We start from the raw sequence: 13,805 nt of genomic DNA on the forward strand, positions 1-13,805 counted from the left end.
GGGCCTGCCACGTTGACTTTGTAATGCTCCAGCCAACTTTCGGCCTCGGCGTCGGCGATGGAGCCCAGCTGGGCCAGACCCGCGCTGTGCACGAGACCGTCGATGGGCCGGTCTCCGGCGGCCAGGGCGGATCCGTGAGCGGCGATGCCCTCCACGTCCAGCAAATCGAGAACAAGGGTCTCGCATCCACCCAATCGCCCGGCCGCTGCGTCGAGACGCCCGCGGTGGCTACCCACCAAGACCAGGTGATGACCCTCCTCATGCAGCAGTTCCGCGACGGCTCCGCCGATGCCGCCAGTGGCCCCGGTAATCACATATCTGCTCATCAGGACGCCGTCAGCCGAAGAAGTGGACGCGGTCGATGCGGCCGGCCCGCACCCGGTATGCCACCAGCACACGGATAGGCTCATCGGCCAGCCCATGTGCCGTCTCATGGTCGATCACCCAGTCACCCTCCGCCATCCGGGCCGCAATCTCCGCGCGGCACCGTCCCTCGGAGAACTGATCGGCGTACGCGTCCCGGAGGGCTTCCCGCCCGATGATCTGCGATCCGTCGCGGCGGTCGATCCTCACGTCGACCGCATAGGTGTTGACAAAGGCTTCGAGGTCATGGGTGTTGTAGGCGTCAAGCTGACGTTCGACGATCGTGCTGGGCTCGTTCATAGCGATTACCATTTCCGTTGCTGCATCTGTTTTCCCCAGGGATGCGCCAGATGCTTCCAGAGGAAGTCCGCCAACATCCCAGGTGGCCCTTGGCTAGGCCCCAGGACAACGCCGGGACACCGGTGCTCGGGTGAGTGCTCGCGGAGGAAGTACCGAGAGCAGGATGCTAACCGCCTGCGGACCCTCACCGTAGAGCATGTGGCCAGAACCTACCGCAGCGATGGTGAGACGGTCACCGAGGACCTCCCGGCAGGCGGGGAACTCCGGGCGCATGAAGCCCGGACAACCACCGACGCAGCCACTCCGCACTCGACTGCCTCAGCACCGCCGACTACGAGCAGGCCCTCGCACTGACTACGCTGCGTCTGATCGTGGCATGACCCGGTGTCCACATCCCGAGGGGAACCTCGTGCCACGTGGATATCCAGAAGCCGCGCCGGATGGGTGTGGCGATGTAACCCATGACGTAATCCGGCCAGAGTGGAATGCCGTACGCCACAGCGCGCAACTAGTCATTGTCAAGACTGCCCGTCGGGGCTACTCTGAGCCCAGACTTGACAGTGACTAGATTCGGAGCTCCCCATGGCAACCCCCGTTCTTCTTGTCGCACTGGCCGTCCTGTACGGCCTCGGAGTGCTGGGCGTGCGCCGATTCGCGACCTGGCCTTCGGCCGCTGCGCACGCCCTAGCGATCATGCTGTTCATGACCGCCACAGCCCACTTCGTGCCGGGTGGTGTCACCGTCATGCCGACCCACGACGACCTGGTGGCGATGGTGCCGCCTCTGGTGCCGCTTCCATCCCTGGTGGTCTACCTCACCGGCGTGCTGGAAGTCCTCGGCGCACTCGGCCTCATCATCACCCGCACTCGCCGTGCTGCCGGATATTGCCTCGCGTTGCTGTTCGTCGTTCTACTTCCTGGGAACATCTACGCGGCCGTCGCTGAAGTCCCGTTCGCAGGCGAACAGCCGTCTCCGCTGTGGCAGCGCATCCCCGAACAGGTTCTCTACATCGGCGCGGCACTGTGGGCCACGCGCGGCGCATCGCCGCTGCAATCCAGGAGAGGGGCTGAGCTGACGGCTGATCAACCGATCACGAGAGAGACGCCACGTTGATCACGACCGGGGCGATCATGGGACAGCCGGCCAACGGTTCGGCGATGAGCTCGGCAAGCCAGCCCGCCGACGGCTGGGCCACCGTCCGGTGCTGCTCACCCCAGACCGCGGCTGCGGCGCGGGCCGGGTCGAACTCGACCGAGGTGACTTCTGCCAGCAGCCCAACCGGCGTCGGCCGTCCGTTCATCCGCAGCAGATAGCGGGCTACCGACAGCACGCTGCGGCGCCCGCGCCGCATGTCCAGTTCCGCTGGCGCGGTCGCCCACTGCTGCTGAACTGCTCGGGCCAGGTCAGGGCTGGCATGTCCGATCGCCTCCACCGCCGTGAGGATCGTCCACACCTGGGGCAGCCACGCCTGTCCGGCGAAGGCGGCCGCCGGCGGGTGGGCGTCGAGGTCCGGCCAGGCCGGGACGGGGAACGGTGGGTGCGTGCAGCAGCACGGGATGTCAGGGGCGGGTATGGAGCCGGCCGGGTGGGCCTGGCATGGTCGAGGCATGCAGTCTCGGTCGGTGTTGAATCGTTCGGTGATTGTCGCGGCGGGGCGGCGGCTGGCCGAGTTGCACGGAGTGGGTGCAGTGTCGATGCGGCGGGTGGCGGCGGAATTGGGTTGCTCACCGATGGGGCTGTACCGGCATGTGTCGGACAAACGTGAACTGCTTGTCCTGGTCTTGGACGACGTAGCGGCCGGGATGCCGGTGACGGTGCCGGATGGTCCGCCTGCTGAGCGGGTGTTCGGCCTCTTCGACGCACTCCGTGAGTATCTTGGCGGGTTCCCATGGGTGGTGGACGTGCTGCGTGAAGGCGAGCTGTTTGCGCCGCGGGCGCTGCTTTTCACCGAGGCTGTCCTTGAGGCGCTTGCGGTCGGCGGTCTGGATGAGCGGGAAGCCCTGACGGTGTACACCGCGCTGTGGCACTACACGATGGGCAATTTGGCGACGGTGTATCCGAAAGATCCGGTGGTGCGTGCCGGGCGTGAGGAATTGGCGCGGCGGGCGCCGTTGGCGGAGTTACCGCGGGTGCGGGCGATCCAGTCGCTGCTGGAGGGGCTCGATGCCGAGGCTGTCTATGCCGTCGGTCTCGCCGCTCTGATCCGGGGCGCGCTGCCTCGGTGACCTAGACGAGTAGATCCTAACGACCCTGGGTGGTGGAGATAGACGAAGGGTGTTGGGGACCGGTTTGTGACGACCGACCTCAACACCCTCCTGACGGCACCTTACGTGAAGATCGATGACTGGCTCGGACGGCGGCGTAAGCCCGGACGGCCACCCAGGCTCTCGGACGCCGATCTGCGCACCCTGGCCGTGGCTCAGGCCCTGCTCGGCATGCGCTCCGAAGCCCGTTGGCTGCGGTTCGTGCCAGGCGTCACGGCACGTGTCGCGCAACGCCTCCTCGCGATGACCGCCGCGATCTGGCACAACCGGGCCACCAGCCAACCCGTGACCAGGTCCCTGATCGCCTACAACCATTAGCCAGACTTCGGGCTTACTCGTCTAGGCGTCTTCTGTGAATGGCTGATCGGTAGTTCGGCCGTGCAGTCCCTTGACGTTCGCCTCAGTTTGGGTAAGCCTAACCTTGCGTACGCCGTACGCACGTACGTGGTGGAACGGAGCAGATATTGATGGCTTACCCGAGTGTTCCCGCTGAATCCCTGCTTGCCACGGCGGCGCCATCGATCCCGCGTGGCGTGCGGCTGACTGGCTCGTACGTCAGCCGACTTCTCGGCATGGGGTCCTTTTCCACCGGCTCGACCGTGATGCTCGGCGGTGCAGTCAGCACAGCCGTCGCCGGGCAGGTCGGCCACCCCGCGGTACTGGGGGCCGCTGCTGTGGTCATCACGGCGGGTATTGCGGCCAAACGGATCTGGTTCGACTACCACTCGAACGGCTGTTCCGTGGCCACCGGCGACACAACCGGCGTGGACAGTGAGCCCCCCGCGCAGGTGCCGGCATGAGCGCGGACACGGCGACCAGAGCACCGAACACCCGCGGCCGGCGCGTTGGGCAGCAGGCAGCGGCTGATGAGGCGGCGGGTGACGTCCGGCAGGGACCTTCGGAGGCGAAGGCCCTTGCGGCGCTGCTGGCGCCGATCCGCGGCCGGCTGATCTTGGCGATCGCGCTACAGGTGATCTCGTCGGTGGCATCGCTGGTGCCGTTCGTTGCCGTGGCCGAGCTCGGCCGGGCGCTGCTGGCCGCCGGGCCGGTTGACGAAGGCCGGATGTGGAGGATCGTTGGCTGGGCAGCCTTTGGACTGCTGTTAAGGTTCGTGACCCTGGCCGCCGCGAGTGGTATCACGCACTTCGCCGATGTGCAGTTGCAACTGCAGATCCGGCGGCGGTTGGCCGCCCATCTGGGCAGGGTGCCGCTGGGCTGGTTCACCGAGCGGTCGACCGGGCAGGTCAAGAAGGCAGTGCAGGACGACGTGGCGGCCATGCACCACCTGGTCGGGCATGCGCTGCCAGACCTTGCCGCCGCGGTTGTGACCCCCCTTGCCGCGCTCGCGTACCTGTTGTGGGTTGATTGGCGGTTGGCGCTGCTCACGCTGGTGACGGTGCCGCTGTTTATCGCCGTGTACGCGGTGATGATGAGCGGCAATCCGGAGAAGATGGATCGCTACAACGCGGCCCTGGCCCGGATCAACACCGCCGTGGTGGAGTTCGTGCAGGGCATCGCGGTGGTCAAGGCGTTCGGCCAGGCCCGGCGTGCGCACCGGCGGTTCCTGGAAGCGACCGATGACTTCGCTGACTTCTTCGGCGCCTGGGCCGCCGGGATAATCCGCGCCGAAGCGGTCGCCAGTGCCTTGGTCGCCCCGCCGGTGATGCTGCTGGTAGTGCTCGGCTGGGGCACCTGGTTCACTGCTGAAGGCTGGGCAGCGCCGGTGGACGTGCTACCGTTCGCACTACTCGGCCTTGGCCTGACCGCGCCGGTACTGACCCTCGGACACGGGGCGGACGAGCTGCGGCTAGCCCGACAGGCCGCCGGCCGGGTTCTCGCCATCCTCGACACGCCTTCGATGCCTGAATCCGCAGCGTCCCAGACGCCGAAGAGTAACCAGGTGGAGTACCGCGGCGTCGGGTTCAGCTACGACGGCCAATCCGACGTGCTCACCGGCATCGACCTGACCCTGCAACCGGGAACGGTGACCGCGGTGGTCGGACCGTCCGGGTCAGGCAAGTCCACCCTGGCCGCGCTGCTGCCCCGCTTCCACGACGTTACCAATGGCGTGATCACCCTCGGCGGGATAGACCTGCGCGATATTCCCAGCGAAGCCCTGTACCGGCGGGTCGGTTTTGTGTTTCAGCAGGTGCAGCTCATACGAGGCACTGTCCGGGACAACATCACGTTGGCACGCCCCGACGCAACCGACGATGAGCTCCACGCGGCGGCTCGCGCGGCACAGATCCACGACCGGATCATTGCCCTGCCCGACGGCTACGACACGATTCTCGGCGTCGGCGCCCACCTGTCCGGCGGCGAGGCCCAGCGGATCTCGATCGCCCGGGCGCTGCTGGCCGACGCGCCGATCCTGGTTCTTGACGAGGCAACCGCGTTCGCCGACCCCGAGTCCGAGGCGGCGATCCAGGACGCATTGTCGACCCTGGTCGCCGGACGCACCCTGCTCGTGATCGCACACCGATTGTCCACTGTGGTCGACGCAGATCAGATCGTCGTCCTCGACGGCGGCCGGATCGTCGAACACGGCCGGCATACCGACCTGGTCGCCGCCCGCGGCCAGTACGCGTCGCTGTGGCAGGCCCACGAGCGCACCGGCCGCTGGGCGCCACGCACCGAAACCCCTCAGACCCTGGAGGTGACGACATGATCGGCTTGTTGGGTCGGGTCCTCGGCCCCGACTACGCCCGGCCACTGCGCCTGCACGTGACCGCACTCGTTGTCTACAGCGTGCTACAGGCCGTCGCGTTCGCCCTCCTCGTCCCGGTACTGAGGGCATTGCTCTCTGGTGACACGAGTGCGGCATGGCAGTGGCTGAGCATCCTCGCGGTTGTCGTGGTCGCGACCGCAGCCGCCTACTATGTACAGGCGCAACTGGGCTACCGGGTCGGTATGGCCCTATCCCGGGCGGTGCACCATCGCACCGGAGACCACCTCGCCGCCCTGCCCCTGGGCTGGTTCACCGGTGAGAAGGTCGGCCGCGTGGCCCGCCTGAGCAGCCAGGGCGTCGTCGACATCATGGGCGTTCCGGCACATCTGCTGCAGCCGGTGGTATCCGCCATAGTCACCCCGGCCACGGTTGTGGCGATCCTGGCCGTGTTCGACTGGCGCCTCGCGGCGGCGAGTCTGCTCACCGTTCCTGTACTGATCCTCGTGTACCGGTGGGCCGGTGACCTCATCGCCGCGAGCGACCACGCCGTTGACGCCGCCGGCGCCGAAGCCGCCGCTCGGGTCGTCGAGTATGCCCAGACCCAGGCGGTGCTGCGCGCCCACGGCCGAGCCCGGGACGGCTTCGCGCACCTCGACGCCGCCCTGAGCGAGCAGGCCCACGCCGGCCGTGCCCAGCTTAACCGCGCTGTTCCCGGCCGGGCCGCGTTCGCACTCACCGTCCAGGTCGCCGTCACCGCCGTGCTCACCGTCGGCACCACTCTCGCCCTTGGCGGCAACGTTGACGTGGCCGAACTGATCGCCCTGCTCGTGTTAGTCATCCGATTCGCCGAACCCCTCGTCGTCGCCGCCGACCTCGGCGGGGCGCTACGTGTCGCCCGCAACTCCCTGTCCCGTATCGACGAACTACTGCGAACACCGACTATGCCCGAACCCGCCACTGCCTTGGACGGTCACCCCGACAACGGCAGTATCGCCCTCGAGCGCGTCAGCTTCGGCTATGACAGCGACCGGCCCGTCCTGCATGACGTCAGCCTGCACGTACCGCCCCACACGATGACCGCCCTGGTCGGCGCGTCGGGCTCCGGCAAGACCACCATCACCCGGCTCGTCGCCCGCTTCCACGACGTGACCTCTGGCACGGTCAAGGTCGGCGGCAGCGATGTGCGCGAGCAAACCACCGAACAGCTCATGGCGCAACTATCGCTGGTGTTCCAGGAGGTCTACCTGTTTGACGGCACGATCGCCGACAACATCCGCACCGGCCGCCCGGAAGCCACCGACGCCGAGGTCGAAGCAGCCGGCCGCCTCGCGCGAGTTGACGAGATCATCGACCGCCTGCCCGACGGCTACCAGACCCGCGTCGGAGAAGGCGGCACCCGACTGTCCGGGGGCGAACGCCAACGCATCGCCCTCGCCCGCGCCATCCTCAAAGACGCCCCGATCGTTCTGCTCGACGAAGCTACCTCCGCCCTCGACCCAGCCAACGAAGTCGCCATTCAGGACGCTCTCACCGCGCTCACCACCCACAAGACCTTGCTCGTCATTGCCCACCGGCTGCAAACGGTTCGGGCCGCCGACCAGATCATCGTCCTCGACCAGGGCCGAATCGCCGAATACGGCACGCACGACCAACTGATGGCCGCAGGCGGACGCTACGCGGCCTTCTGGCACGAACGGCAACGCACCAGTGGATGGCGTCTCTCTACCACCGCCATACCCACGTCGGCAGCGGCCGGAACGGCCGGTACCTGATCATGCCTGTCTTGTCGGCAACGCCCGGCTCCCGCACTGTTCGCTGGTATGGCCCGTCGGTCACCTCTGTCGATATAACTTACGCCGGATCTGCGCACCACCGACCCGCGAAGATGAGCCGGGGCGAGTTGTTCCGGTGGCCCCGCGCGATGGAGGCCGCCGCGGGGCTGCGGGAGCACGGCGGTTCGTGCTGCACATCGGCCACACCGTCGCGACGGATGCACGGTCCGGGCTCGCTGCGCCATGAAGACCTAGCCCCAGCGGCCGAAGGGGTGCGTTGATCGGTCTGCCCCGGAGATGAAGGCTCGCAGCCCTTCGCTGATCATCTGAGCGTCTAGATCGGATGGTCACACGTGAAGAGCTGCGAGCATGGGCAACGATACGACCCGGCTGCTGGGCCGCGACGGCCTGGTCGCCGATCGGGTCGAGCTGCACCCGGACGGTTCCCCATCGTTCACCTGTCCACCGATGACGAGCTGTTACTTCCAGTCCCCGCGTACGCGCTACGGCCGGAGACACCGCGCCGCTACGATCATCTCCAACTGGGTGGCGTGCTCGTCCTGATGCCCGGGGAGAAATCGGAGGATCTCGCCCAGGCTGATCGTAGCGCCGTTAGGCCTGCGGCCGGTCACAGCCCAGGTGGCGGACGGGCAGGCGCGGACGGCGTGTCGGAGGTCTTGTTGGGCTGCGGCGAGATCGTCGAGTAGATCCCCCCAGTCCACGGCGGCATAGGTGGCGACCCGATCGGCATCCAGCGGGTCGAAGTTCGACAGGGTGATATCCGGTCGGCCGCTGGACAGGAGCCGAATCCGCTCGGTGAAGATCAGGGCACTGTCGCGCAGATGGCCGGCGATCTCTCGGGCGGTCCAGCCCAGTTCCCCGCTGTAGTCGCGAAAGTGTCCTGTGGCTATGAGCCGAGCCTGCTCGGTCGGGTGCAGGGTGGCACGCTCACCCGCTGCGGTGAGCATCTTCAGCACGGTCTCGACCCGGCGCTGATGCCGGGCGAGTTCGTCGACGAGCACCCTCCGCGACTGGGGTGCCTGGCTGTCGGCCTCGGCCGCTGCTGGTGCAGGTATCGCTGCCGTCGTTACGGGCGATGATGACAGCCAGTCGGCCAGTCCGCCTGCCCAGGCGGCCCTGGCAAGGAGCTGGTAGCCGGTGGGGCCGGGGTGATACCCGTCGATCAGGTCGTCGGCCCATCTCGGGGTGGTTGACAGGGCTGCGAATACGTCGACGTACGGTACCCCGGCCTGGGCTGTGACGGCCGCGAACACCGTGTTGAGGCTTCGGACGCGCTGGCGGTGGGCCTCGTCCACCACCGGGGTGGGCCCGACCACGGCAACGGCAACGTCATGCGCGGTCGCCGATCGCAATGCGCAGGCCAGAGAGCGGCCGGCGTCGACGTCGGTGAGTCGTGGCAGGCCCTCGACGAGATCTGTGTCGTTGACCCCGGAGCTGATGATGATTCGGCCGTCCGGAGGGTGGGGCAAGCGGGCCATACATTCGGGTAGACGGGCGCTGATGAGGTCCGCCGTCTGCGCCCGGATGCCGAGGTTGTACAGGGTGAGATCGATGCCACGATCGGCGGCGAGTGGCATGAGCCGGCCGACCCAGCCACTCTGCTCGGGGTCACCCACGCCGAGGACCAACGAGTCGCCGAGAACGCAGACCCGTAGCGGTGAGTGAGGTGTTGGGTGATGAGTGTTGATCATTCTCTGATCCCTTCCGGATGCCTCGCGCGGCTATCAAATCCTGGTCGCCGACAGGAAGGGGAGTGGCAGGAACGCCACACTGCGATAGTTTCTTGCCATGACCGTACGGCGACACCGAGTGGTAGCGATCGCCCACGAGCACATGTCGCTGTTCGAACTGGCCGCCGTTGCTGAGGTGTTTGGGCTAAGCCGGGAGGACGTGGCAAGTCCGTGGTACGACTTCGAGGTGTGCGCGCCCCGCAGTGCCGTGCCGGTACGCAACGCCCCTCACCTGCTTCTTCAGACCTCCGCCGACCTTGCGGCGCTTGCCACTGCCGATACGGTCGTCGTCGCCGGATGGCATCCGGTCGATCATGACCCGTCCGCGGAGGTTGTCGACGCAGTCCATCAAGCCTGGCGGCGGGGCGCGCGGGTCGCCTCCATCTGCGGCGGCGCATTCGTCCTCGCAGCCGCGAAACTCCTGAACGGGCGCGAGGCCACAACACACTGGCGCTATGCGGCGGAGTTCCGCCGCAGGCATCCCACCGTACGTTTGACCCCCGATGTGCTTTACATCGACCACGGCGACGTGGCAACGTCCGCCGGCACGGCGGCCGGCATCGACCTTTGCCTCCACCTGCTCCGCAACGACCTTGGCGGCGCGGCAGCCAACGAGGTTGCTCGGCGGATGGTCGTCCCGGCCCACCGAGGGGGCGGGCAATCCCAATTCGTTGACCGGCCGGTTGCGCCCGATCCGTTTGATCCGATCGCTCCACTACTGGACTGGATGACCGCACATCTAGATCGGCACCTCACTCTCAGTGAGTTAGCGCAACAAGCCGCAGTCAGCCAGCGGACACTAGCCCGGCGCTTCGCGCTGGCAACGGGATCCACGCCCACACAGTGGCTTCTGGAGCAGCGCCTCTTTGAGACGCGACGGCTCCTGGAGTGCAGCGATCTGACCGTCGAATCGATCGCCGCCCGCACCGGCCTCGGCTCCGCGGTCAACCTACGGCGACACTTCCGGCGACGCTTCGACACCACACCTGCGGCCTACCGAGCGGCCTTCCACACGCTTGCGACGGCCGGGCCCGCGCTGGTGTCAACGACCGGACCTCGGTAGTGCCCGCTAGTAGTGGTTGCTCAGGTTGGGACGAGTTGGTGGCAGAGTGGGCAGAACCCCACTGGGGTCCGCGTCGGATCACCCGGCCGGCGATCCGCACCCGCAGGGCGAGGAAGCGCCCGGACATCCCCGACGGGCCGGTCCGGAGCGCGCGTCGGATGTGGACCGGGTCGAGGCTCTCCAGGAACAGCGCCACGCCGCCCTCGGCGGCGATCACTCCCGCGCGGTCCCGGTCGACGGGCGCGCACCGCTCGGCCGCCAGCGCGCCGAGCCGGTAGAGGCCGGCGTACGCCCACCGGCACACCGAGTCGGCCCCGCCAACGACCATGTAGTCCTGGCCACCGGCGGCGACGGCGTCGAAGGCGAACCCGAGCGCGTAGTTGCTCGCCGAACAGGCCCGTGAAGGCGTCGATGCCTATGCCGATACTCGAGACCGGCCCGAGCCCGGTCACCACAACCCGTCGGTTCATCACTCCAGGCGTCCTTCGTGAGTCCTTGGGCCGCGGCCGGCGGGAGCGCCGGGTGCCACCCCGCTTGAACGTCTCTACCCGGTGGGGTTGAAGGCCGAAGGCCTTCCAGATCCGGCCCACCGTCGGACAGCCCAGACTCGGCCACCATCGACGCCCACGACCAGTGCGTGGCATCGGTCTGCGGCCAGATCCCCAGCTCCACAGCAACATCCTGATTGGACGCACCTTCCGCGCAGCCCAGTACGATCCGGTGCCGTAGCGGCGAGTGCCGGGGGCCTGTTGCAGGGTCGCGTCCAGAACGGTGATGTGGTCGGCGTGGTGTTCGACCCGGCCCGGCCGGCGCGCATCAGCCCCGGCAGGGCCTCGCGGGAGTTGTCCAGGAAGCAGCACAGTGGGTGGTAGCCAAAGCGACGGGCACCTGCGTGTCCGGACACACGTCCGTCCACGCTGACAATGACCGTCAAACGCGTTCCGGTAGCCTGCACCCGGCACGTACCCTCCGTGACGGGCGATCAGGGCCTTCGACAAGCCAGGTCATCCAAGATCAGAAGGCGCTTCCTCATGTTCGATCATGGACCAGGTAGCTCCTTAACGAAGGGCCCAGGCTAGGAGGACCCACCATGCTGGAACTGATCGACATCACCAAGATCTACGCCAAGGGCAAACGCGCCGTGGACGGCATGACCCTTCGGATGCAGCCCGGGATGCTGGGCCTGCTCGGGCCGAACGGCGCGGGCAAGTCGTCACTGATGCGGATCGCCGCGACCGTCACCAAGCCGACTTCCGGGAAGGTACTGTTCAACGGCACCGACGTGGTGGCCAAGCCGGACCTGCTGCGCCAGGCTCTCGGGTACCTCCCGCAGGACTTCGGCGTCTACCCGAACCTGACCTCCCGGGAGTTCCTGCGCTACCTGGCTGCCGCCAAAGGACTGTCCGCCAAAACGGCCACAGCGCGCATCGACGAGCTGCTCGCGATGGTCAACCTCACTGAGGCGCTCAAACGGCCGCTCGGCAAGTACTCGGGCGGCATGCTGCGCCGGGTCGGCATCGCCCAGGCCCTGCTCTCCGACCCGCAAGTGATTATCGTGGATGAGCCGACCGCCGGGCTGGACCCGGAGGAACGGGTCCGCTTCCGCGCTCAGTGATCTCGCCGCCGACCGGGTGGTAATGCTCTCCACCCACATCGTGTCGGACGTCGAGTCGGTCGCCTCCGACATCGCCATCGTCTCGCAGGGCCGGCTGCTGCGCCGCGACAGCCCCGAGGAGCTGCTCCGCCAGGTGGAGGGGCACGTCTGGGAGCTCGTCGTGCCGTCCAGCCAGGTCTCGGTGCTCCAAGACCAATTCGTGATCAGCCGGCTGGTTCGCACCACCGAAGGCGTACGAGTCCGACTGCTCTCCCCCGAGTCGCCGGGTCCGGAATCGGTTTCGGCCGCTCCCAACCTCGAGGACGCGTATCTGGCAGTGATCAACCAGGCTTCCGGTCAGTACGTGGAAGAGCGGGCGGTGCGCCGATGAGGGTCGCGACGATCGGCGGACTGGCCGTCGCCGATTTCAAGGACCGGGTACGCCGCCCCGCCTACGCGGTCATCCTGCTGGCCGCCGTCGGCCTGGGTTACGTCGCTGCGCCGGCCAGCGACGCGCGCTGGGCGGTGATGTACATCGGCCACCACCGCGGCGAGTACAACTCGGCGTACATCGGGACGCTGATCGCGCTGACCAGCGCGTTGTGGCTCACTCTCGGCGGGTTCTACGTGGTGCGCAACGCGATCAGCCGGGACGAGAGCACCGGCGTCGGCCAGCTGCTCGCCGCCACGCCGTTGCGTTCGGTCGACTATCTGCTCGGCAAGTTCCTCAGCAGCTGCCTGACCCTGACGTCGATGGTCGGGGTGCTGGCGATCACCGCGATGGTCCTGCAGGTGGCCCGTGGTGAGGACCGGTCGATCGATCCGATCGCGCTCCTGACCCCGTTCGTGGTGATCGCCATCCCGCTGGTCGCGTTCACAGCCGCCATGGCCCTGCTGTTCGAGAGTGTGCCGTTGCTGCGGGCAGGTCTCGGCAACATCCTGTGGTTCTTCGTCTGGCTGGTGGTCGCCATCGGCGGCCAGTCGCCGGGCGCCCCGCTCGGTGGCATTGGGGTGCACGCCGTCGCGGAATCGATGGCACGGGCGATGGCCAACCAGGGAATCGACAACTCCGAGGGTGGCTTCAGCCTCGGTCTGGTCTATCTCGACAACCCGCTGCGTACCTTCACCTGGGACGGGCTGGACCTGACCGCGGGCTACCTCGGTGGACGGCTCTCGATGATCGTGCTCGCGCTGCTGCTGGCCGTGGTGCCGGCCCTGTGGTTCGCGCGGTTCGACCCGTCCCGCGGCCACGGTCCGGTGCCGGGCAACACGGTGGACCCGGTCGGACCGGCGGTCGAGGGTCCGGACCTCCCGATGGCGGTGGTGCCATCCGCCGCCGGTCGGCCGGCGACCACCACGGCGGCCGCCAGCGTGGCCATCCTTCCCGCCAAGGGGGTGCGGCGGCCTGGCGGGTACCTGCGGCTACTCACCGGCGAGTTCCGGATCCTGATCCAGGGAGTGTCGCGCTGGTGGTGGCTGGGGGCACTGCTGATCACGGTGCTCGGCCTCACCCTGCCCTTCGACGGGGTGATCCTGGCTATCCTGCCGCTGAGCTGGGTCTGGCCGATGCTGGTCTGGTCCCGCCTGGGCACGCAGCGGTACGAGTACGGCGTGGACGCGATCCTCGGGGCGTACCCGTGGGCGCGGCGGAGGCTACTCGCCGAGTGGGCTGCCGGTGTGGTGCTCACCGCCTTGGTCGGCATCGCCCCGGCCATACGGATGCTGGCCGCGGCGGACGCGCCCGGCCTGGCCGCCTGGGCCGCCGGCGCGCTCTTCATTCCGTCGCTGGCACTGGCCCTGGGCGTGCTGAGCCGTACCCACCGGTTGTTCCAGGCGATCTTCGTGATGTGGTGGTACGCCGCGATCAACGACATCGCGTTCCTGGACTTCATGGGCACCGCCCGCGTCGACGGCGTTCCGGCCGGGCCGAATCCCGCGCTGTTCGTCGGCGCCGCCGTGGTCCTGGTCGGTCTCGCTCTCGTGGTCGGCAGTGCTCGCCGTAACGCGCGTACATGATCGGAGCCCATAGC

Annotated in this window: 13 protein-coding genes and 3 pseudogenes; 10 read left to right on the forward strand and 6 right to left on the reverse strand. The window is 67.8% G+C overall.

Annotation, left to right across the window (positions count from 1 at the left end; genetic code table 11):
- Together K228_RS0116075 and K228_RS0116080 are read right to left on the reverse strand one after the other, a co-directional pair.
- On the reverse strand, positions 1–326 hold a 326-nt coding region (locus K228_RS0116075; RefSeq protein ID WP_029723647.1), incomplete at its 3' end, for an SDR family NAD(P)-dependent oxidoreductase.
- A 10-nt stretch (positions 327–336) separates the two neighbouring features.
- On the reverse strand, positions 337–675 hold the full coding sequence (locus tag K228_RS0116080; protein WP_025619357.1) for a nuclear transport factor 2 family protein: 339 nt from the start codon (positions 673–675) through the stop codon (positions 337–339).
- A 570-nt stretch (positions 676–1,245) separates the two neighbouring features.
- Between K228_RS0116080 and K228_RS0116085 the strand changes: the two genes are divergently transcribed.
- Positions 1,246–1,776 carry a DoxX family protein gene (locus tag K228_RS0116085; RefSeq protein WP_025619358.1) on the forward strand — a complete coding sequence of 177 codons (531 nt, stop codon included), beginning with the start codon at positions 1,246–1,248 and terminating at the stop codon, positions 1,774–1,776.
- Here the strand turns inward: K228_RS0116085 and K228_RS25700 are convergent.
- Complete coding sequence (locus K228_RS25700) at positions 1,754–2,272, reverse strand: lantibiotic dehydratase (RefSeq protein ID WP_033776978.1); 519 nt, start codon at positions 2,270–2,272, stop codon at positions 1,754–1,756. The two genes, K228_RS0116085 and K228_RS25700, sit on opposite strands and share 23 nt — an antisense overlap.
- On the opposite strand from K228_RS25700, the gene K228_RS26450 reads away from it, so the two are divergent.
- From K228_RS26450 to K228_RS0116115, 5 genes and pseudogenes are all read left to right on the forward strand, one after another.
- Complete coding sequence (locus tag K228_RS26450; RefSeq protein WP_033666932.1) at positions 2,271–2,888, forward strand: TetR/AcrR family transcriptional regulator; 618 nt, start codon at positions 2,271–2,273, stop codon at positions 2,886–2,888. The two genes, K228_RS25700 and K228_RS26450, sit on opposite strands and share 2 nt — an antisense overlap.
- Positions 2,889–2,954: 66 nt before the next feature.
- Positions 2,955–3,134 (forward strand): annotated as a pseudogene (locus tag K228_RS30405) (hypothetical protein); the annotation flags it as partial.
- Positions 3,135–3,394: 260 nt separating this feature from the next.
- Positions 3,395–3,727, forward strand: a complete 333-nt coding sequence (locus tag K228_RS0116105; RefSeq protein ID WP_245603483.1) for a hypothetical protein — start codon at positions 3,395–3,397, stop codon at positions 3,725–3,727.
- The gene (locus K228_RS0116110) at positions 3,724–5,595 is read left to right on the forward strand and encodes an ABC transporter ATP-binding protein (protein WP_025619363.1); all 1,872 of its coding nucleotides are present in this window, start codon (positions 3,724–3,726) and stop codon (positions 5,593–5,595) included. The genes K228_RS0116105 and K228_RS0116110 overlap by 4 nt, the downstream gene beginning before the upstream one ends.
- A complete protein-coding gene (locus K228_RS0116115; protein WP_025619364.1) occupies positions 5,592–7,367 on the forward strand; it encodes an ABC transporter ATP-binding protein in 1,776 nt (591 codons plus the stop codon). Before K228_RS0116110 ends, K228_RS0116115 begins: the two co-directional genes overlap by 4 nt.
- Before the next feature lie 503 nt (positions 7,368–7,870).
- Here K228_RS0116115 and K228_RS26455 read toward each other — a convergent pair.
- The gene (locus K228_RS26455; RefSeq protein ID WP_025619365.1) at positions 7,871–9,079 is read right to left on the reverse strand and encodes a GDSL-type esterase/lipase family protein; all 1,209 of its coding nucleotides are present in this window, start codon (positions 9,077–9,079) and stop codon (positions 7,871–7,873) included.
- Positions 9,080–9,176: 97 nt separating this feature from the next.
- Between K228_RS26455 and K228_RS0116125 the strand changes: the two genes are divergently transcribed.
- Positions 9,177–10,181, forward strand: a complete 1,005-nt coding sequence (locus K228_RS0116125) for a helix-turn-helix domain-containing protein (RefSeq protein ID WP_025619366.1) — start codon at positions 9,177–9,179, stop codon at positions 10,179–10,181.
- On the opposite strand, the pseudogene K228_RS28365 reads toward K228_RS0116125, so the two are convergent.
- Positions 10,063–10,527 (reverse strand): annotated as a pseudogene (locus K228_RS28365) (beta-ketoacyl synthase N-terminal-like domain-containing protein); the annotation flags it as partial. The gene K228_RS0116125 and the pseudogene K228_RS28365 sit on opposite strands and share 119 nt — an antisense overlap.
- A 373-nt stretch (positions 10,528–10,900) precedes the next feature.
- Positions 10,901–11,064, reverse strand: a pseudogene (locus tag K228_RS30410) (IS1380 family transposase); the annotation flags it as partial.
- Between the two features lie 207 nt (positions 11,065–11,271).
- On the opposite strand from K228_RS30410, the gene K228_RS29215 reads away from it, so the two are divergent.
- From K228_RS29215 to K228_RS0116145, 3 genes are read left to right on the forward strand one after another with little or no spacing between them, the layout of a single operon-like run.
- Entirely contained in the window at positions 11,272–11,796 is a 525-nt protein-coding gene (locus K228_RS29215; protein ID WP_223160751.1) for an ATP-binding cassette domain-containing protein, read from the forward strand.
- Between the two features lie 22 nt (positions 11,797–11,818).
- Positions 11,819–12,166, forward strand: a complete 348-nt coding sequence (locus K228_RS29220) for a hypothetical protein (protein WP_223160752.1) — start codon at positions 11,819–11,821, stop codon at positions 12,164–12,166.
- A complete protein-coding gene (locus tag K228_RS0116145; protein ID WP_025619368.1) occupies positions 12,163–13,791 on the forward strand; it encodes an ABC transporter permease in 1,629 nt (542 codons plus the stop codon). The genes K228_RS29220 and K228_RS0116145 overlap by 4 nt, the downstream gene beginning before the upstream one ends.
- The last annotated feature ends 14 nt before the right edge of the window (positions 13,792–13,805 follow it).

Source organism: Salinispora cortesiana (assembly GCF_000484695.1).
GTDB lineage: Bacteria > Actinomycetota > Actinomycetes > Mycobacteriales > Micromonosporaceae > Micromonospora > Micromonospora cortesiana.

Bases quoted from the DNA above. Each gene is read 5' to 3' on its own strand.
- K228_RS26455 (WP_025619365.1), bottom strand. From the start codon at position 9,079: ATGATCAACACTCATCACCCAACACCTCACTCACCGCTACGGGTCTGC.
- K228_RS26450 (WP_033666932.1), top strand. From the start codon at position 2,271: ATGCAGTCTCGGTCGGTGTTGAATCGTTCGGTGATTGTCGCGGCGGGG.
- K228_RS29215 (WP_223160751.1), top strand. From the start codon at position 11,272: ATGCTGGAACTGATCGACATCACCAAGATCTACGCCAAGGGCAAACGC.
- K228_RS29220 (WP_223160752.1), top strand. From the start codon at position 11,819: ATGCTCTCCACCCACATCGTGTCGGACGTCGAGTCGGTCGCCTCCGAC.
- K228_RS0116115 (WP_025619364.1), top strand. From the start codon at position 5,592: ATGATCGGCTTGTTGGGTCGGGTCCTCGGCCCCGACTACGCCCGGCCA.
- K228_RS0116145 (WP_025619368.1), top strand. From the start codon at position 12,163: ATGAGGGTCGCGACGATCGGCGGACTGGCCGTCGCCGATTTCAAGGAC.
- K228_RS0116105 (WP_245603483.1), top strand. From the start codon at position 3,395: ATGGCTTACCCGAGTGTTCCCGCTGAATCCCTGCTTGCCACGGCGGCG.
- K228_RS0116110 (WP_025619363.1), top strand. From the start codon at position 3,724: ATGAGCGCGGACACGGCGACCAGAGCACCGAACACCCGCGGCCGGCGC.
- K228_RS0116080 (WP_025619357.1), bottom strand. From the start codon at position 675: ATGGTAATCGCTATGAACGAGCCCAGCACGATCGTCGAACGTCAGCTT.
- K228_RS25700 (WP_033776978.1), bottom strand. From the start codon at position 2,272: ATGCCTCGACCATGCCAGGCCCACCCGGCCGGCTCCATACCCGCCCCT.
- K228_RS0116125 (WP_025619366.1), top strand. From the start codon at position 9,177: ATGACCGTACGGCGACACCGAGTGGTAGCGATCGCCCACGAGCACATG.
- K228_RS0116085 (WP_025619358.1), top strand. From the start codon at position 1,246: ATGGCAACCCCCGTTCTTCTTGTCGCACTGGCCGTCCTGTACGGCCTC.